The sequence below is a fragment of the Vibrio pelagius genome (assembly GCF_024347575.1).
GTDB lineage: Bacteria > Pseudomonadota > Gammaproteobacteria > Enterobacterales > Vibrionaceae > Vibrio > Vibrio pelagius.
In genome coordinates, this window is sequence record NZ_AP025504.1 from 1,269,476 (window position 1) to 1,289,393 (window position 19,918).

The 19,918-nt window shown below is 42.7% G+C and carries 16 protein-coding genes; 7 read left to right on the plus strand and 9 right to left on the minus strand.

Annotated elements, in window-relative coordinates; all coding sequences use genetic code 11:
* Positions 1–16 precede the first annotated feature (16 nt).
* Positions 17–724: a DUF3299 domain-containing protein gene (locus vsple_RS19720; RefSeq protein WP_261883531.1), complete on the minus strand. Its 708-nt coding sequence runs from the start codon at positions 722–724 to the stop codon at positions 17–19.
* A gap of 226 nt (positions 725–950) precedes the next feature.
* Between vsple_RS19720 and vsple_RS19725 the strand changes: the two genes are divergently transcribed.
* Positions 951–1,790 carry a helix-turn-helix transcriptional regulator gene (locus tag vsple_RS19725; protein ID WP_261883532.1) on the plus strand — a complete coding sequence of 280 codons (840 nt, stop codon included), beginning with the start codon at positions 951–953 and terminating at the stop codon, positions 1,788–1,790.
* 126 nt (positions 1,791–1,916) lie between these two features.
* On the opposite strand, the gene vsple_RS19730 is transcribed toward vsple_RS19725, so the two are convergent.
* From vsple_RS19730 to vsple_RS19755, 6 genes are all read right to left on the minus strand, one after another.
* A complete protein-coding gene (locus tag vsple_RS19730) occupies positions 1,917–5,045 on the minus strand; it encodes an efflux RND transporter permease subunit (RefSeq protein ID WP_261883533.1) in 3,129 nt (1,042 codons plus the stop codon).
* A gap of 11 nt (positions 5,046–5,056) precedes the next feature.
* Entirely contained in the window at positions 5,057–6,100 is a 1,044-nt protein-coding gene (locus tag vsple_RS19735; RefSeq protein ID WP_261883534.1) for an efflux RND transporter periplasmic adaptor subunit, read from the minus strand.
* 21 nt (positions 6,101–6,121) lie between these two features.
* On the minus strand, positions 6,122–7,480 hold the full coding sequence (locus vsple_RS19740) for a TolC family protein (RefSeq protein ID WP_261883535.1): 1,359 nt from the start codon (positions 7,478–7,480) through the stop codon (positions 6,122–6,124).
* A 136-nt stretch (positions 7,481–7,616) separates the two neighbouring features.
* A complete protein-coding gene (locus vsple_RS19745; RefSeq protein ID WP_255232022.1) occupies positions 7,617–8,759 on the minus strand; it encodes a DcaP family trimeric outer membrane transporter in 1,143 nt (380 codons plus the stop codon).
* Between the two features lie 45 nt (positions 8,760–8,804).
* Positions 8,805–9,569, minus strand: coding sequence for a hypothetical protein (locus vsple_RS19750; RefSeq protein WP_261883536.1), 765 nt, complete (start codon positions 9,567–9,569; stop codon positions 8,805–8,807).
* A gap of 336 nt (positions 9,570–9,905) precedes the next feature.
* Positions 9,906–10,862: a helix-turn-helix domain-containing protein gene (locus vsple_RS19755; protein WP_261883537.1), complete on the minus strand. Its 957-nt coding sequence runs from the start codon at positions 10,860–10,862 to the stop codon at positions 9,906–9,908.
* A gap of 140 nt (positions 10,863–11,002) precedes the next feature.
* Between vsple_RS19755 and vsple_RS19760 the strand changes: the two genes are divergently transcribed.
* The 3 genes from vsple_RS19760 to vsple_RS19770 all read left to right on the plus strand — a co-directional run bounded on the left by vsple_RS19760 (position 11,003) and on the right by vsple_RS19770 (position 13,549).
* A complete protein-coding gene (locus vsple_RS19760) occupies positions 11,003–11,707 on the plus strand; it encodes a DUF3299 domain-containing protein (protein WP_261883538.1) in 705 nt (234 codons plus the stop codon).
* 18 nt (positions 11,708–11,725) lie between these two features.
* Positions 11,726–13,060 (plus strand): metal-dependent hydrolase family protein, encoded by a 1,335-nt coding sequence (locus vsple_RS19765; protein WP_261883539.1) that lies wholly within the window; start codon positions 11,726–11,728, stop codon positions 13,058–13,060.
* Between the two features lie 93 nt (positions 13,061–13,153).
* Positions 13,154–13,549 carry a hypothetical protein gene (locus tag vsple_RS19770; protein WP_261883540.1) on the plus strand — a complete coding sequence of 132 codons (396 nt, stop codon included), beginning with the start codon at positions 13,154–13,156 and terminating at the stop codon, positions 13,547–13,549.
* Positions 13,550–13,780: 231 nt separating this feature from the next.
* Here the strand turns inward: vsple_RS19770 and vsple_RS19775 are convergent, their stop codons facing one another.
* Together vsple_RS19775 and vsple_RS19780 are read right to left on the minus strand one after the other, a co-directional pair.
* Positions 13,781–15,100 carry a diguanylate cyclase gene (locus tag vsple_RS19775; RefSeq protein WP_261883541.1) on the minus strand — a complete coding sequence of 440 codons (1,320 nt, stop codon included), beginning with the start codon at positions 15,098–15,100 and terminating at the stop codon, positions 13,781–13,783.
* Positions 15,097–15,972 carry an ABC transporter substrate-binding protein gene (locus vsple_RS19780; protein ID WP_338116319.1) on the minus strand — a complete coding sequence of 292 codons (876 nt, stop codon included), beginning with the start codon at positions 15,970–15,972 and terminating at the stop codon, positions 15,097–15,099. Before vsple_RS19780 ends, vsple_RS19775 begins: the two co-directional genes overlap by 4 nt.
* A gap of 424 nt (positions 15,973–16,396) precedes the next feature.
* Here vsple_RS19780 and napG point away from each other — a divergent pair, with 424 nt between their 5' ends.
* From napG to vsple_RS19795, 3 genes are all read left to right on the plus strand, one after another.
* Positions 16,397–17,176 carry a ferredoxin-type protein NapG gene (napG, locus tag vsple_RS19785; protein ID WP_150870166.1) on the plus strand — a complete coding sequence of 260 codons (780 nt, stop codon included), beginning with the start codon at positions 16,397–16,399 and terminating at the stop codon, positions 17,174–17,176.
* Complete coding sequence (gene napH / locus vsple_RS19790) at positions 17,176–18,021, plus strand: quinol dehydrogenase ferredoxin subunit NapH (RefSeq protein WP_261883542.1); 846 nt, start codon at positions 17,176–17,178, stop codon at positions 18,019–18,021. Before napG ends, napH begins: the two co-directional genes overlap by 1 nt.
* Before the next feature lie 328 nt (positions 18,022–18,349).
* Positions 18,350–19,903: a methyl-accepting chemotaxis protein gene (locus tag vsple_RS19795; RefSeq protein ID WP_261883543.1), complete on the plus strand. Its 1,554-nt coding sequence runs from the start codon at positions 18,350–18,352 to the stop codon at positions 19,901–19,903.
* Positions 19,904–19,918 lie beyond the last annotated feature (15 nt).

Sequence of the window (19,918 nt, forward strand, 5' to 3'; positions counted from 1 at the left end):
TTGTATATTGAGCGGGTTATTTGTAAAACTGGGTCGTATCGGCTTTCATTGTGTAAATGGCTTCAACCTGAGACTGACCGTCGTAGTAGCTCGCGACGCCACTGACCATCTCTGATTCAAGTTTTCCTTCAACCCAAATAGGGTCTTCTAAACCTTTTAATTCAAAGCCTTGTTCGAACTCAACCATGACAATTTGGTTGGGAGGCGGAGCTGGTGTATGTATGCAGGCTCCAGCTATTGGCACAAGGAAAAAACGTGTTACTTTGGTGCCGTCAAAATCAATCGGGGCGATGAAACCGGGGATTTTCCATGTTTGATTCACTACACTGGGGTTTGGGCTATTCATTTGGTCATACTGTTGCTGCATGATTTTGTTCCTAGCCTCGACTAACGCTACTGGGTCAAGCCCAGAAGTTTTTAGTTCCTTAGTGATCGAATCCATTCGAGATTGATATTCAGTGAGATCTTCTTTAGTGAAGACACTTGAATTACTTTCTACTCTTCTCAGCAATGATGCATAATCTTTCATCATCTCAAGGTTGGTAGGGCTCATGGTTAAAAATGGATTGTCGATAGGTTCGACTTTCTTAATTAATGAACTCCAGTTTAAATATAGTTCTCCATCACTTCCTCTAGATGTGTGTGATTCAGAAGCATTTAGTGGATTTGCGAAAACAAATAGAAGGAGCAACGCCCACTTTTGTATCGCTGGAATGAAATTCATGAGTGCAATAACTCCTTATTTTCTAATTAATAATGACTATAATTTATGCATCATGAATTATCTAGAATGGTAAACCTATTGCGACAGGCTTTTACGCACTCCGTCACAATGTGTTAATCTATAAAACTAGATATCCATTGGTTTGGCTTTTAATTGAGGTGCTTTAGTTATTTTTCACGTTACTGACAGCAAATATAGAACACGTATCTATTCACTTTGCTCAAGTTTGCTTGAGAAAAATGGACATCATGTTCATTTATGTGAAGAGTGTAATACCTCACAATTTGATTTTGCAGAGTCGCTGTATAAGTACCTTCAGCATGCTGAAAAAATCTATTCTGGTGATTTTTTGTGTTTTGAAATCGGCCGAAAATTGGCAGAAGAGGACCTTGCAGAAAAGGACAGTAGTAGTAATTGGTATCACTTACTTTCGCAAACGCTGGCGTATCATGCGTTTGCCTCCAATTATGCGACATTTCATATCGACTTTTTAGGCGAGAGACTACAAATTCGCCTAAAACGGAAGCCAAGCATTCGAGCGGCAACTAAAGAACTTAACTCTCTGTTAATTGGGTATGTGCTGACATTAATTCAAAGTGTTGATCACAATAATTTTCTGCCAAGGAGTATAGTAATCAGTTCTGATGTCGAAGTTGAAATACCGGCACTGTATTCTTATCACTCTGCTCAAGGAAGCACGTCGCTTTCAATTAATTTCCCCGCGCGATGGTTAATAGGCAATGCACAAGAAAAGAGTACCTCGACCACTCAGAGTCTTGAGAAGATAAAGCAGAAGTGTCGTAGAAACCTTGGGAAGTCAGATTGGAATATTGGTGAACTGGCAAAAGAGTGCAATTTGTCTGTACGAGCGCTGCAAAGAATATTATCTGTATACAACACCTCCTATCGACAAATCGTGTTGAATGAAAAAATAGCCTTTGTGAAATTAGAGTTGGCTAAACATAATAGCCACGCGAATATTGCAAAAATGCTAGGATTTTCGGAATACTCTGCTTACAGTCGATTTTTTAAGAAAATGACTGGGTCCGCACCGAAAGAGTATTGAGTAAGTGGGTTATTAAGAATGGGCCTTCCTTCAAGAAAATTAACAGAGTTCAGGCCGCCAACTATAATTGGTAATAGTTGGCGGCCTGATATTGATAGATACCGTCCTGAGTCACGGTGTCAGTTGTTAGTCTAGCGTCAAATCGCCTTGGTTATTGCCTTTTACTTTTTCACGAATACGCTGGAAAAGAGCATAGAATCCAGGCGTGATGATAGTACCTAGAATAAGTACACACATGATACCACCAAGAAGTGTCAAACCAGTACCCACCTGAGCAACCGAACCTGGGCCAGATGCAAACGCGAGTGGTACGATACCTAAGATAAACGACCAAGAAGTCATGTTTACCGCACGGAAACGCATGATACCACCTTTCTCAGCTGCTTCGTCGATTGATAAACCTTTATCTTCCCGCTGATTCTTCGCAAACTCGACAATCAAGATAGCGTTCTTCGCACCGATGGTAATCAGAAGAATAAGGCCAATTTGACTGTACAGAGTTAACGATAGGCCGGTCGTAACTAATGCAACATAGGCCCCCAACGCCGCCGTTGGAGCAGCAATAATGATAGCGATAGGCAGCGCCCAAGATTCATACTGTGCTACTAGGAATAGGTAGATGAATACCATTGCAAAGATGAAAGCGAAGATAATTGCGTTGCCCGCTAACTTCTCTTGCAATGCCATCGTTGTCCACTCATAAGCGTAACCGGTCGATAGATTATCAGCAGAGATTGCTTCAACAGCTGCAATTGCTTGGCCTGAAGAGTAGCCTGGTGCTGGGTTGATGAAGATCTTAACTGCCGAAAGCATGTTGTACTTAGTTGTCACGTCTGCTTCTAAGCGAGATTCAACGTCAACGATCGCGCCCAATGGTAGCATGTCTCCTGAAGCGGTCTTAACATGGATGTTTTTCAAATCTTCAATGTCGACGCGCTGTTCTGCTTTCGCTTGCATTGTTACGTAGAACGTATTCCCCCACAGTGAGAAGTCACCTGCACGTGCCGTTGCTAGGTAGACCATTAACGTATCGTTGATCGACGAGACGGATACACCATACTGACGCGCTTTTTCACGGTCGACTTCAATGTAGTAGTGAGGTGCGTTGGCACGGAACAGGGTGTAAGCCGATGAAATTTCTGGAGCCGCATTAAGTTTGGCGATCAACTCATTTGCAGCTTGAGCAAGCTCTGGCTGTGAAACCCCAGTGCTGTTTTGCAGCATGTATTCCAAACTTGTGCCTGAACCTACACCAGAAATTGCTGGTGGTGCGATGGTCATTGCAAAACCACCTTTGATCCCCTGTAGTGCCGCGTTTAGACGAGCTTGAACATCAAATACCGTGTTCTTGCCTTCAAGATTCTTACGCTCTTCCCAAGGTTTCAGAGCAATAAACATAGTCGCGTTGTTCGACTGAATAGATAGTGTCAACACACTAAAGCCACTCGCACCGCCAACCAGATCAACCGCAGGGTCTTCTAGAATAATATTGGTTGCTTGTTCTAACACCTCATCAGTGCGGTTAAGTGCTGCTGCGTCGGGCAGCTGAATTAGGGCAAGTAGTGCACCTTTATCTTCGGGCTCAACAAACGCGTTAGGAACACTTTGGTTGAGTACATACGTTGCTGCCAACGTACCGCCAAAGATAATCAGAAGTACTGAAGTTTTGCGAACTACAACGCTCACCGCTGTGCCGTACACGTTAGTGATCTTGTCAAACCCCTTGTTGAAAGCGATAAACCATTTAGCAGGCTCTTCTACTTTCATAACCAGAGAACAGATCGCTGGAGACAGCGTTAGTGCGTTTACTGCTGAAATTAGTAGTGAGATACATAATGTAATACTGAACTGTTGGAACATTACGCCGGTAATGCCCGGGAGAAAGCTAGTGGGTACAAATACCGCTAGCATGACCAAAGTAGAAGCAACGATAGGGCCCGTTACGTCTTGCATCGCTATGTAAGTTGCTTTTGGTGCCGAGAACTCTGGGTTCTCTTTCATCACTCGTTCAACGTTTTCGATAACCAAAATCGCGTTGTCTACCACGATACCGATCGCTAGGATCATACCGAACATAGTGATGGTGTTAATAGTAAAACCGAATGCGTTCATAAAGAAGAACGAGCCGATGAGCGATACAGGAATCGCCACCGCTGGCGCAATCGTTGCGCGAACACTACCTAGGAATAGGTAAGTAACGAGTACAACGAGGATAACCGCGATGATCAGTGTTTCCGTTACTGTCGAGATCGAATCTGCTACGAAATCAGTCACGTCATACGGGTAAGCAATGGCAACACCGTCTGGCAGTTCAAGCGAGTCAAGCAGAGCTTTAACTTGTTGACCCGTCTCTAGCGCGTTAGCACCAGGAGCAAGTGAGATGCTGAGCATCGCAGCTGGTTGGTTGTTTAGCGTTGTTGTGGTTTCGTAACGGTTGTTACCTAGCTCAATATCAGCAATATCACGCAGGTAGACATTGGAGTTATCCGATTCAGTGCGAACAATGATGTTCTCAAAATCTTCCACTGTTTCAAGGCGACCTTGCGTCAGTAGTGGGATTTGCAACATGCTATTATCGTTAAATGGACCTGCACCCAATTTACCGACTGGGAACTGACTATTTTGGTCAGCAATTGCCGCGCGAACTTCTGCTGGCGATACTTTTAGCGCCGCCATCTGGTCAACGTCTAGCCAAATACGCATCGAGTAACGAGTACCAAGTTCAGTCATGTCACCGACACCGTCAATACGTGACAGGCGGTTTACCATGTTCTGTGTCATCCAGTTATCAAGATACTGGATGTCATGCGAACCATCTTCTGAGTACATTGCCAAAGCCATCAAGGTATCTGATGACGCTTTCTTAACGTAAACACCAAGGTTACTTACGATAGGTGGCAGTGCGGGTACAGCTGCATTTACGCGGTTTTGCACGTTCACTTGCGCCATGTCTGGATCAGTACCGATTTCAAAAGTCACTTTAAGAATATAGGTACCATCGTTGGCAGAACGTGAATCCATGTACAGCATGCCATCAACACCGTTGACCTCATCTTCAATTGGCGTCGCTATGACTTGCTCAATCGTTTCTGCACTTGCGCCTGGGTAAAAAGCGAAGATGTTTACGGTTGGTGGTGTAATTTCTGGATATTCAGAGATCGGCATTAGCTTAATTGCAATGGCACCAAGTAAGCTCAGTACAATCGAAATTACCAATGCAAATTTTGGTCTAAAGATGAAAAATTTACTTAACATTCTTTCTTCTCTTATTGTACTTGGACAGGCGTATCAGGACGAACGCGGATTAGGCCATCTGTAATAACATGCTCGCTATCATTCACACCGTCAGTCACGAATACTTGGCCGTCTTTACGTAGAGCGACTTCAATATCACGACGTTCAGCTTTGTTCTCTTCGTTGATAACGTAAACGTACTGAACCGTCAGATCACGAATCAGCGCAGATTCTGGTAACCATACACCGTCTTCGGATTGGTTGTGCTCAATGGTTATGTGCGTCACTTTGTTTGGTTTGTAGCCGAGTTGGTTATTGTCAAAGCTTGCGGAGATCTGAATAGTACCCGCCGTAGGGTTGATTTTATTTGCCACATAGTTCACGTCTGCTGGTGTATACGTATCGCGCAGACGAACGTTTTGATTTTCTTTGCTCTCTAGACCAAATTCTTTATAGCTGTTGTAATCCATAGTGAAAGTAACGTTCATTGGCGTCAGTTGCACGATGTCGATAAGCGCACCTGTTGCTGGCGCGACAAGGTCGCCTTCAGAGAAACGTGCTTTACCGATTTGACCACTGTAAGGCGCGACAATTTCTGTTGAAGCCAAATCGTATTCCGCTTTCTGCAGATTGATTTCAGCCGCTGTCAATGCAGCCTTAGTTGAATCAAGTTGTGCTTGAGCCATCTCTAGATCAGATTGAGTAGATCCACCAGGACCTTGCAACTTAACAACACGTTCAAAATGGAGTGCTGAACTTTTATGTGCTGCTGTTGCTTGAGCAACACTTGCTTTGGCCAATTTTTGGTTGTGTCGGTAAGTGGTGTCGTCAATTTTGAACAGCACATCGCCTTTCGCAACCATTGCACCATCTTCAGCTATCTGCTCAATAATGTAGCCAGAAATGCGAGGTGTAATTTGCGTATGCGCTTGAGGAACAAACTTCGCAACAAAATCTTTTGTAGGGTTAACCGAAATTAGCTCAGCTTCAACGGCGCTGACTGGCACACCTGCCGCATTGACTGCGCCAGAAATCGCCATCGCTAACACGCCCAATTTATGGATGTTTTTAAACATTTAATGCCTCGGATTTTTAGATTATTTTGTAATAGGTTTGATACTTGCGTTGAGAGCGGTGATATCTGACTCGCCGATTTCACCGGCTAGGAACTTGATAAGTAGTGCTGTTTCAATGAAGGAGAAATACGCATTGTTCAGCTGTGATTCAGACAGGTAGTAGTCGCGAGTCGCATCCAGAACTTCACTCATATTGCGGGCACCTAGCTCATAACCTCGTTGAACCGATTCCAGCGCTTTACCTTGTGATACAACGGTCTTTTCAAACGCATCGATTTGCATCTTGGTAGCTTCAGCATGTCGAATCGCATAACGCACATTTTGGTAAGTTTGGCGATGAGACTCTTCTTGTACCTGATAGGCAATATCAAGTTCAGTGTTGGCGATATCAACGAATGCCGACAGCGATGATCCTGTGTACAGAGGGATGTCCATCGTTAGCATGACTTCAGCAGAAGTCAGTGTTTCGTCTGCCGGAATATCAGCGCCCGATGGATTTACTTTGAGGTCACCATGTAGGCGTTGATTGATGCGGCCAATTAAAGATAATTGAGGTTTGTGGCCAGCCTTTGCACGGTTTACTTCCAATTTGGATTTTTCAATCGCAATGCCAGCTAGTTGAATATCTCGGTTATTCATCATCGCGGCATCTAACCAGCTAATCCCCGTTTCAGATACGGGTAGGTTAGGTGTAAATTCTGCTGTTTTAAGGGGTTGAACCGACTCAAACTCGTGACCAGTCAAGGTTTGCAATGCATCTAACGAAAGTTGATAAGCTGTTTTTGCTTTGATGGCCGCAACTTCAGATTGATCTCGACGAGCTTGGGCCTGCAGCAGATCGATTTCAGAGGAGATACCAGCTTGGCTGCGTCGTTGGGTAATTTCTAGGTTTTCAATCAACGCTTCTTCATTTGCTTTCGCGTTGTCTAATAGTGATTTAGCACGTAGGACTTCGAAGTACGCATTTGTTGTTCGATAAATTAGCGCTTCATGTGCTTTAGTGACCAGCAGTGATGCGCTTTCACTGTTTTTATCAGCTATCGCAACGCCAGCTCGAACGGCAGGAGTGTAGATTGCTTGACGTAAATTTAAACCCCCTTCGGACATTGTGCCATTACCGCCGAATTGAGAGTCCACTTGATCCGAGTCGAGAAAGGCAATCGCATTAAAGTAGGCATTGATTTGAGGTAAAAGCTGACCTTTTTGCGCCTCTACTGCGTAATTGGATTGCTCTTCAGTAAGCATTGCAATATTGAGCAGTGAGTCATTTTTTAACGCCAGATCGTATAGATTTTGTAGGTCGGTGGAGTTAGATTGACTTGCGTTTGCACCACAAGACAAAATTGCGCCAACGAGTAGGGTACACAGTTTTGTATTCATATCGTTTAGTCCAACGAATAATATCGTGTTGACGTTCGCTTAAGATTTTTTTGAACAGAGTATCCGTATTTTTTCTGCGAACGTTGTTTTAGTAAGCCTCAACGTATGTTAAGGCTCGACATCGGTGTGTAAGTGATCAGTATTGCCAGTTCATACCTAGCATGACGCGGTGGTTATCACGCTCTGTGCTGTCGTAAAGTTTGTACTTTGAGTAGCTGTATTCCCCACCGAGTGTCAGGTTTGGTGTTACAGACCAAAGTAGATTTGCCATGCCGTATTGGGTTGAATTTAATGTGACAGGGTTCACTTCACTTTGGTTATCCAGAGGCTCGGCTGATACTTTTCCATATGCAAAGATTGACTTGAGGTCGTCTTGCCACGCACGTGTGTAGGTTGATAGAAGAGTGCGAGTGCCACGCAGATCCAGCTCTTGACTGGTTTCATTCCAAGTGGCGCCGACGCCAGCTAAACCGACTAGGTAGCGGTCAGTACCTTCACCGACATTACCAAGAAGCGTGATTCGATCTTGAGCGGTGATGTCCCATCCAGCAGAGAGCTGAACGCCGTAACCCCACTGACGATGTGTGTCTCCTTCATTGGTAACACGCAGTTCATTAAACACGCTCGTAGCTCGCACCCAAGCACTTTGGTTAGCCCACTCTGCAGCTAAGGCTATGGCTGGTGAAGAACCTGATTTATCGAGTTTGTCAGCGACTTCGTTCGGGATGTTGATACCGTCATTGGTGCTACTTTCAAGTGCGATGTCGTACTTAAACTCACCTGAATTCTGTGTCCAACGAACTAAAGGCTGACGCATGAACGCAGCGCCACTTACAGTAGCTTCTGCAACCGATTGGGGAATGTTGCGCAAATCCATGTAAGTAGACCAAGTTTGACCTGCCAGTAATTGGCCTTGCTCCATTGTCCAAGCAACATAGGCTTCACGCAGGCGTGGTGACATACCGCTGTCATTGTTTTCGTTAAAGTCCATCACCACATGTGAACGAAGACCAGAGCCATCTGCCAGTGTCTGTGATGTGCCAAAACGGATTTGCGATAGTGAGGCATCTATTTTTGTATCACTATTCTCACTTGGTGCTGCTAATAAGGCAGTACCTGGAATATTGATGCCCACGCCTGCCACGTCGGTGTCATACAAAAGTACGGTATTGATAGAGCCGCTGAAGTGAAAGTCGATATCAGATGCTTGAGAGGCTGCAATACTGCTGGTACTCAACATAGCTAGCGAACATGCTAAGGTAAGGTGCTTAATTCTCATATTTGTCTTTTGGTAGTAATAGAATAAGGGGATGTATTGGCTTACTTAGAAGTAGTGACGTACGCCTAACCAAGTGGTTGTTTCCCAGTCAGCATCGAGGTCCGTACCGTTAACACTGAGTGTCGATTTAGAAAAATCGAATCGGGTGTTAATCCATGTTGTGCGGTTACTATTTAGTGGCGCGTTGATTCCAGACTTCACGGTGATGTTCTGTACATCTAACGTATCGCCAGACAAGCTTTGCAGTTCAGGTGTCACAACAAAGTATGCCCCGGTATCGCCAATATATTTTGCGGTAATTAAGCTGGCACCGAAGCCTGTTAAGTCGTCTTTAGTACCATCAGCCAATTCCATGTTGCCTGTAATAGCACTTGCCATTGGGAAGATAAGTAAGCCTCCGACAGACTCAGGGTTTACGGCTGCGACAGCGCCCACAGCCAATAGATCATTTTTTACTGAGTTGGTGCGCGTATTAATGTAGTCAAAAGACACCCCCGCTTTTGGTGTTGCGCCAACACCAGTGTCAAAAACATGGAAGTATTGAACGCGGGAGTTTTGATAATCTAAGCCAAACTTGTCTGGATCGTTCTCTTCGTTGTCAAAGGTAGCTTCAGCAAGTAGAGCAAACTGTTGACCATTTTCCATACCACCGGCAACTTGGCCTTGCCATAGTAGGCTTGAGTCGCCACTGACCATCAGGGCAGTTTGGGTATAAACGTTAGTTACGTCCGCTGGATCAATAACTTCGTCAGCAAACGCAGGAGCAGATAGTGCAAGTGCTAAAGGAGGCAATAAAGCGAACTTTTTCATTTTATTCTCTTTGAGTTAATTCGTCCCTGAAGCAAATTCAGTTTGTGATTCAATAGCGTTAATCCATTCTCTAACTATTTGTCGTTCCGTATTTTTAAACTCTTGGGAACTTTGAATTAAATTCTAGGTCTGAGAATTTTTAATCACAATTACGAATACCATTTTGCGACATTAATAATTTTTGGTGACGCAAATTGTCGAGTTAATAAAATTTTATGAAGTTATTGAAATTTATTGATTGTAAATAAAAATGCCACCTAAAAAAGGTGGCATTAGATACGTTGGGAAGGAAAAAATGAAAAGTTATTTAAATTAATTAAATATAACTATATAAATCTATTTATTAATATAATCAGTTATTGTTTTTCCGCTCTTTTTTTTGAAGAAACGACCAAAAGCTGTAACATTTGAGAAACCTAGTTCAGAAGCTACCTCTTTTGGGTTTGAAGTTTCGTCGAGCTTTTGCATTGCGTAATTGAGTTTCTCTTCAAGCATTAAACCTCGAAAAGTTACCTTCTTGGTAGACAATAAACGCTGCAGCGTTCGGACTGAAAGGTGGCACTCCTCAGCCAGCTTATTTACCGACCAGCATGGGTCAGTAACGTGACTTTTACAAAGTGCTCGAATTGTTTCTAGTGAGCCTTCGACTTCAACAGATCGAGTATCGACAATTGGTTTGACGTCTCCCCGATCAATTGACAGGTCGGTAACCCAATAAATTGGGATATTTATCGAGACATCATAACGACCATTCATTACTTGGAGCCTGATTTGTTGTTCATCGGGTATCAGCAATGAACTTCGTGATTGAGTAATGACTTTGGTTGGTGCGTATTCAGGAGCATAGTGACGAAGCATTGAAATGAAATAGCCAATAAATAATTCATCGATATGTCGACTAGTATGCCGCACGGCTTTTTGCCTTATTAGGCCTAGAATAAGGCGGTCGCTGACAATATCTATGTGATAAGAGGCATAATTCGACATGACGGTATTATTAGTAAAGACTTGAACAACACTGGTCAGAAACTGCTTATTGAGTTTACCGTCGTCGTAATCCTCTTCAAATAGCTTAACGCCTAATGTGAACCCCAAATCATCTTCACCCAACAGCTCACTTACTGATTCGATAAATTTATAAATCGTTTCTGCGTAATGAGTTTTATCTAATGAAGCTGCGCGTTCTAAGTCTTGGAATTCCTGTACATTCCCGAGTTTGCTCTGAACCATATCTTTACAATGGTTAGCAATTCTTTGGTTATACCGACTTTGTGTAATATGCAGTGTTGCCAATTCTCTCACTCCGAACCATTAATCAGAAGACATTTTACGCCATCAAATAATATACATGGCATAAAGTATCGACTTACATTGTAAGACGAATATCCCGCGTATTAAACTCATTTTCGTAAATTACCACTACGAGTATATATATGAGAGTTTTACGAATTTGCGTTTCATTACTATTAATGAGCATCGCATCGACGAGCTTTGCAAATGAATCCAAAATTGAATATGACTATGGATATGATGGCCAACAATTTCTCAGTTGGCGCTCACTCATCTTGCCAACGACAACTTTGGAAAACCCTTTTCAAGGAATGCCTTACCAGCAACTCGATACGCTCCGCACTTATACAACGTTAACAGAAAGGCTTAATACCCAACGAACCGAATTTAGTGACGAAGCGCTGAAATCATTTGAGACCGCACGTGACCAAGCGGCAGCGCAGCTTAAAGACGAGGGTCTGGATGCTGAGGAGTTGTACCAAACTCGTAATGCGATCATGGCACAACGTGAACATCAGATGAATAACCCAAATCCATTGGTTGTCGGTAAAAAGTGGAAGATGGCGGGATTCATGGCACCAGTCGAATTCGATGGTTTGCATGTCACTAAATTCTTCATGGTTCCAATAGCCGGAGCTTGTATTCACACCCCGGCACCACCTCCAAACCAAATTGTCATGGTTGAGTATGAAAAGGGCATAGAACTTAAAGATTTATATAGCGGTTTTTGGGTTGAAGGCGTTCTTGAATCGGAAGCTGTTACTGAAGTGGCATCGTATTACGACGGCGAAAGTGATGTTGATGCAATTTACACAATGAAAGCAAAAGAGTTCCATTTTTTCGAATAATAAAACATAGGAAAGATAATGAAAGTATCTAACAAGGTCCTCTCTACTACAGCACTTGCTGTGGCAATGGCGTTGGCCTCACCTCTCGCACTAGCAGAAACATCTTCATACCTAATCAAAAACGCGCGTATTTTTGACGGCCAGAGCGAGAAACTAACTAAGCCTAAGTCAGTGTTGGTTGAAGGCAACAAGATCACGAAAATTTCGTCATCAATCAAAGCACCAGAAGGCGCAGAAGTTATCGATGCAGCGGGTAAAACGCTTTCTCCAGGTTTTATTGCTGTACACGAGCACATGATGAGTGCGCTGTCTTTCGGTGAAATCTTTACTAAAGACACTCGTTACAAAGCGTACGTTGCAACAACGACTGCTGAAACGTACCTGATGAACGGCTTCACCTCTATTCGTGATGTTGCTGGTAACACGTTCTCGCTAAAAGATGCCATCGACACTGGTTACATCCAAGGCCCACGTATCTACCCATCAGGGCCAATGATTTCTCAAACGTCTGGTCACTCTGATCACCGTTTCCAGTCTGACGGTAACGCAATGAAAGGCGGTACTTGGGATACGATGGAGCGTGAGGGCGATATGTTAATCCTTGATGGTGTGCCTGAAGTTCTTAAAGGTGTTCGTGAAGTTCTACGCCAAGGTGCATCTCAAATCAAGATCGCAGTAGGTGGCGGCACCGGTTCATACGCTGATCCTCTAGACACGGTTCAGTTCACTCCGGCTGAAATTAAAGCCGCGACGGACGCAGCAGGCGACTGGAACACTTACGTAACAGCACACGTTTACAACAGTGACGGTATCCGCCGCGCAGTTGACAATGGTGTTAAGTGTATTGAACACGCAAACCTAATCGACGAAGACACACTACGTTACATGATGGATAACGATGTATGGCTATCTCCACAGGTAATCGTATACACCTACATCCCTCGTGGCTACACGGAAGATCAAGCGGCGAAGCACCGTGAAGCATTCTCAGGTATTGATAACCTCTTCCGCACAGCGAAGAAGATCGGTTACGACAAGATTGCATTCGGTACTGACATCATCACTGACCCTGAAATGATGAAGCGTGCGAACGAAGAGTTTCGTCATCGTACAGAGTGGTTCACTCCAGCTGAAGTTATGAAGCAAGCGACCTACAACTCTGCGCAGCTTCTAGCGATGTCTGGTCCACGTAACCCGTACCCAGGGAAATTAGGTGTTATCGAAGAAGGCGCACTAGCAGACATCCTTCTAATCGACGGTAACCCACTAGAAGACATCGAAGTTGTGGTTAACCCAACTGACAACCTAAAACTTATCATGAAAGACGGCGAAATCTTTAAGAACACGCTTTAACTCTGATTAAATTGTTGAACAAAGAGCAGCTAATTTAGGTTGCTCTTTTGTTGTAAACACCTATCTACTAAGTTAAACCATTTGGAATAAATAATGATTAAAACGGTTATTAAATACCAATATGTCTACACTGCCATGGCAATTGGCTTTTTGATTTGTAGTGGAGTAGTGGATTTTTTCACAGGTTCGCCTCTCAGTGTGGCGAATGTCCCTGTTTCAATCACTCTATTTACAACATACTGCTTCCTTATCTATAAATACTCCACTAACCGTCGCATTTACCTAACGACAATGGTTTTCGCTATTCTACTGTTCTGCCTTGGCGGTGTATTTGGAAACCTACACGAATACTTTACGGTTGGTTTGGAAAATTACTACAATCTTCCTATTTTTATTCTTGCAGTTTCAATTAATGCCTTTGGTAGTATTTTCAACATTATTGCTCTGGCATTGACGTTGAAGGACCAAGGGCCAGACGCACCAATTTAATTCATCTTGTGCTTTCGCTTTCAATATCTTCGTTTGTAAACCAGAGTGACAAGCCTTCATGCATAGTCACGCCCCAGAGGCGACGATCTATGTGGGTTGATTGCATTGGTTGGCAATGTGGTACTTAGCCAACAGGTGCTTAAGCGCCAGACCATTTTTATCGATCTGGCTGTTTACCATTAAAGCAATAAAAAAGAGTGCCAGTCAGAGAAGTAGACGGGCATTCTTGTTTTAAATTGCCTGATTGTAACCTAATTCATCGTCTTTATATAAAACGACTTTAGACTGCTCGCTTAATTTTGCTTCATACATCGCTTTATCAGCAAGCTTCAACACATCTCTTCCATCTTTGGGGTAGAAAGCAACACCAATACTCGCACCTACCGATAACTGGTTTCCATCATATTCAATTGGCTTACAAATTTCCGAAAGAATTTTGTATACTATTTTAGTTGTCTTCTCTTCACATGTAAGTAAATCCAATACAACAACAAATTCATCCCCTCCAAAACGGCTAATAATATCTGTTTTTCTTGTGCTTTCAATCAGCCTTTTCGATACCTCTTGTAGGACTATATCGCCAGCATCATGCCCATAAGTATCGTTAATTTCTTTAAATCTGTCTAAATCAATGAAAACCACGGCTAGGTTTAACCCTGTGCGATCACTTTTGTCCATCGACTTAACAAGCTCACGCTCCAATACCCGCCTGTTTAAAACGCCTGTCAAAGGGTCTTTTTCAGCCAGTAATTGAAGTCTTCTTTTCTGTTGTTTGAGTAATTTTGTTTGCGACTCTATTTCCAAACGCATTGATTGTTTGCTGACGACATTCTGATGCAGTAATCTCGTCATATCATTAAATTCATTACATATTTCTTGGAATTCTTTATCTAATCCATCTTTATTTATGCTGTAATCCAGTGTTCCATCTCTTAAGTGTTTAAAGCCCAGATTTAAAGATTTGGAGCCTTTGATGAAGCTCTTGAGAAGCAAGAAAGCAACAATAACTGATGTTATCGATAGTATTATCAAAGCCGGTGTGTAGTATTTCATAATGCTGACTAGTTGCGACTTTTCGTTTTGTATTGATTTTTTATGTGTTTGATTTAAAAACTGCTGCATCTCTTGAACTAGAATATTCATTCTGGACTTTATTATGCTATCTCTCTCGACCAGTTTAATTTTTTCTACTTTGAGTCGTTTTTCTTTATTGAATTTGACTTCATTTTGCAGTAAATCTTCAAGTTGATTTAATATATCATGAAGGTTGTTTGATACAAACTTATTCCTTTGATTCCATGATACGCTCAATCGTTCCTGTAACTCGATCAGTTCATTTAAACTACTCGCATCTTGGTAGTAGGCATAATTTTGAAGATATAATCGTAAAAGGTCTACATCCAACTGAAGTTCTATAATCAATAGGTGATTAAGGTTATTCTCGTTATTAGTTTTGTATTGATTCCCTAAAACTAAAGCTAAGTTACATATCAACAAAATGTTTAGGCTGCAAAGAATAAGCATTTTAACAAGCAGTGACTTTTTCATCATTCATAAACCTTCTTTTGATAAATATCATAACTTGTTCTCGTGATAATATTTCTGATATCTAGGTTTTTATTATTCAATTTTTTATTTATAATTGACCATCGATATTGAGCTTGCATGTTTGAAATTAATGAAATATCGTTAGTTAGTAAAAATAAATAATCATCCCAGCCCCATTTTATTTGGTCAATATTGACATCTAATTTATTGGAAACTAAAAAAATAGTGGATTCTTTATTTTCATGCATCCAATCTATAGCGTTTGACAATGAATCTAGCAACGCCACCTCTTTATCTAAATCGTAGATTTCTTTTTTCTTTCTGATTAGATTGAAAGATAGCTGATGAATGTTACTCATCCCTATATTATTTACGGGAACGGTAGACTTCACTTTAGACAAAAATCCATAAGGTTCCCAAATTGAAACTGCATCTATTTGATAGGATAGAAGTGCGGGTATTACATTATTCGGTTCTAAATAAATCCGTTCAACAGGAATCCCTTGCAATGACTGCGATATCAACTGAAGATCAAAATAAAATTCACTGGCGCTACCTTTTACTATTCCCACTTTTTTGTTGGATAGATCTTTTATTTCTTTCAATCCAACTGGTTCAAGTGTCAGGAGTTTCATGTCGTTATAAGATTTGACAAAACTCGATACAATCTCAACATTGTTGTTTTTATCGTACTGGAAAAGTACGACGGTTTCAGAAGCAGTAGCGTAATCAACCGATTTGTTTTTCAGTAAATCAGCGCATTTAACCCCACCAAAACAAGGGATAATTTTTACATCTAGTCCGTTATCTCTGAACATACCTTGTTGTTGCGCGACAAAAAATGGAGCGCTTAGTGGAGTTTCAGAAACGGCCACGGTTATTTTATATAACTTCGAGTTTTGCGTGTTATAAGTTGTCATGCAGTATAAAATAGTAACGACTAATACAACTGAAGAAAATTGTAGCAAACGTCTCCGAGATACCATTTAGCGCGTCCATCTAATAGAGATTATTCTTTATATAAACTTTAGTGCATATCGATTGAGGTGTGGAAATTATTTTTCCTCAGCCTGTCGTTAACTATGTGATCATGCTGACAAATATCCCTACTACTTTTGTGTATTAATTGGGAACCATTGATTTGAGTCAATGGCTTTTTCATACCATCCTATATAGATAGCCCAAATGCCTCAGATAGCTGACTATGAGCTTTTTAATGATTGAGCTGATAGAAAGAATCCGTGGATAGCAAACAATAACGAGCAAGGTTGCTACAGCTTTGCGCGTAGTGGGTGGTATATGAAGTCATCGAAACCAAAATTCTCTGAAGGTCGTCGCCGCTTTCTGCGTGACACCGCAAGAACCGCGGCAGGGGTCGGCGCTGCGGCAACTGTGCTTGGGTTGCAATCCATGCAAAGCAAAGCGCGAGATACAACTGGTCTTCCAGTGAGACCGCCAGGCGCATTAGAGGGCGAGGCGTTTGAATCGGCCTGTGTGAGGTGTGGTTTGTGTGTTCAAGCTTGTCCCTACGACACGTTAAAATTGGCAACACTGCTTTCGCCACTCCCTTCTGGGACTCCCTATTTTAATGCTCGAGATATTCCTTGCGAGATGTGTGAAGACATCCCTTGTGTGGTGGAATGCCCAACCGGTGCATTGGACCCACTACTTAAAGATATCGATGATGCGCGAATGGGTACGGCGGTATTGATCGACCACGAAAACTGCCTTAACTGGCGTGGTTTGCGTTGTGATGTATGTTATCGAGTATGTCCGTTAATCGATAAAGCGATCACATTAGAGCATGTCCGCAATGATCGAACCGGATACCACGCGAAGTTGATCCCAACCGTTCACTCTGACGCTTGTACTGGCTGTGGTAAGTGTGAACAGGCGTGTGTTCTTGACGTATCTGCAATTAAGGTGATTCCGACCAACTTAGCTATGGGTAAGTTAGGTGAACATTACCAGTTAGGCTGGGAAGAGGTCGATAGAGATCTCAACAACGCGCCGGTTGAAGATGTGATTCCCACTGATGCACTTGAGTCTCTAAACTCCTTGAAGAAGGGGAATCTATAATGGCTAAGAATCTAGCAAAGAATGCAGGTAAAGAAGCGATCGAGACTTTAGGCTGGTGGCGAGCACATCGGTTTCTTATTCTAAGACGGTTATGCCAAATTGCGGTTATGGTCTGTTTTATCGCTGGCCCAACGTGGGGGATCCTGCAAGGCAATCTATCATCGAGTCTGCTTCTTGGGACAGTGCCTTTGAGTGATCCCTTGATTGTGATGCAGACCATAGCAGCGGGTCACATACCTGAACTCACGGTGCTCGCGGGCGCGGGGATAGTGATTGCTTTCTATTTGATCGTTGCGCCACGCGTCTTCTGTGGTTGGGTTTGCCCAATGAATATTGTGACTGACGCTGCTGCTTGGCTTCGCAGAAAAATGGGCTTGAAAGCGAGTTATCGTTGGTCACCGCAAATCCGTTACTGGTTAATCGGTGTGTTGCTGGTGGGCAGCGCAGTCACTGGCACGGTTTTATGGGCGTGGCTTGATCCAGTGGCGACCCTGCATCGAGGCTTAGTGTTTGGCATGGGGGCAGGATGGATTCTCATAGTCTTAGTGTTTGTCGTCGATTTGCTGCTCGTTGAACACGGGTGGTGTGGCCATTTATGCCCATTGGGTGCTATGTACGGTGTGATTGGTCGTAAGAGTGTGATTCGCGTAAAAGCAGTTCGTCGCGAAGACTGCGATAAATGTATGGACTGTTTTTATGTATGTCCCGAGCCAGAGATACTTCGCCAGCCCTTGAAAGAAGGGGATAGAAGAATAATGTCGCAAAACTGCATCAGTTGCGGTCGCTGTGTAGATGTCTGTGCAGAAAAAGTCTTTGAGTTTAAAAGCCGGTTGGATGACAAGTAACATAGCTCGTTGAAATGGTATTGAACACTCTAAACCACTTGCACTCGACAAGTGGTTTTTTATTCAAATCGATAAAATCCCTTCCCGTCCAATGGCTGATATTCCCAATTAAAAATTTGAGTGGTAACTCGAAAACATAAAATTTATTCAGAATCCAAACGTTTATTTACTACTGTTCTCAAAAATGAAACACATTCATATTTTAAATGGTTGAACAAATGTAACAAGAAATTTATAAAGTAGTAACGTTTGGCCGGGTGGTCTTTAAAGAAGCGAAGAATATAAATAATAGATGCTTCTGTCGGTATTGCTGCTTTGGAATTGCTTGATGAAAATAAAACATAAACTTTTTGGCCTGACTGGCCTAGCGATCAGTGCGCTTATCGTTATCGTATTGATCACTGAAATCAGTAACTTAAAACTGATAAAACTAGAAAAAACCTTGATTGAGGTGAAAGATTTAGAGCTTTCACTGCAAGAGATGAAAAGGATAGAGCTTCAGTTTTTGAATTCGTCTGATACCCGCTTCTCTGCTCTGTTTTCAACGGAGTACGATCGTTTCAATGCGCTTTCACAGTCTTTACTTGCTCACCTTGTTGAACTTGAGGTTGTTGTGGATGATATGCCAAAGCTGCTGAAAGAAATAACGCAATACCAACAAGGGTTTGAGTCGTTAGTGCCGATTTATGGAGTGGACGAAACCAAAGCCTTAACCATCATCGCTCGGTCTGATTACCTCTACAATGATATCTACCGTATTTTCGAAAGTGTCGAGAGGCAGTTTGAGCAAGAGATTGAGTCTGCACAGTCTTCGATTAACCAGTTTATTTTGATTTCGCTCTCTTTCGTCATTATTACACTTGTTCTGTTGTCTTACGGCTTGATCAACAGCATTCAACGCAGTATCTCTAATTTAAATCTCATTACTAGCCAAGTGGCACGCGATCATGATTTAACGTTGCGAGCAACAGAATCTAACGATGAAATCGGTGATATTGCTAAGGGTACTAATACGCTGATTGTGAGTATTGAGAGTCTGATTACTCAGGTACAAAGCAGTGTCGAGAACCTAGGAGCGGTATCGGTGCAGCTTAGATCTAACAGTCATCAAACAGAACTTTCGTTACAACAACAACAGCTTGAAACTGACAGCGTTGCAACCGCCATCACTGAGATGGGGGAAACCATCAAGGAAGTTGCAGCTACGACAGAGCATGCAGCGAGCAATACACAAAAAGGGTTCATGGTAGCGCAGCAGGGCTTAGTTGAAATTGAATCGACCAAGCAGACGGTGACAGAGCTGTCTAATGAGTTAGAGTCGGCAGAGAGTGAGATTGAACATCTGTCAGAGCTCTCTTCTCAAATCAGCTCTGTAATAGGCGTAATCCATGAGATTGCGGAGCAAACCAATCTACTGGCATTGAATGCTGCGATTGAAGCGGCACGTGCCGGTGAGCAAGGCCGCGGCTTTGCGGTTGTTGCAGATGAAGTAAGAACTCTAGCGAGTCGGACCCAAACGTCAACAGAAGAGATCTCGAGCATCATCACTTCAGTGCAGAGCCAAACTCAAGCGGTTGTGTCGACTATGAAAGGTTGTCGTACTAAAGGGACGTTGAGCGTAGAATCCTCGCAAGTGGCATACCAACAAATTGAAGCTGTGATGGACGAGATGCAGAAAATCTTGGACAGCAGCACACAGATTGCAGCAGCGGTGGAAGAGCAGAGTATGGTGTGTAATGAAGTCGCGCAGAATATTGTGGTAATTCGAGATACGACAACTACTAATGTTGAAGGCGTGTCTGACAATACGCGCTCGACGGAGGTTGTGAATCAACAAACCACAGACCTACGAGGCGCGATTGAGGTCTTCAAGGTTCATTAATAACATCAGCCTCTA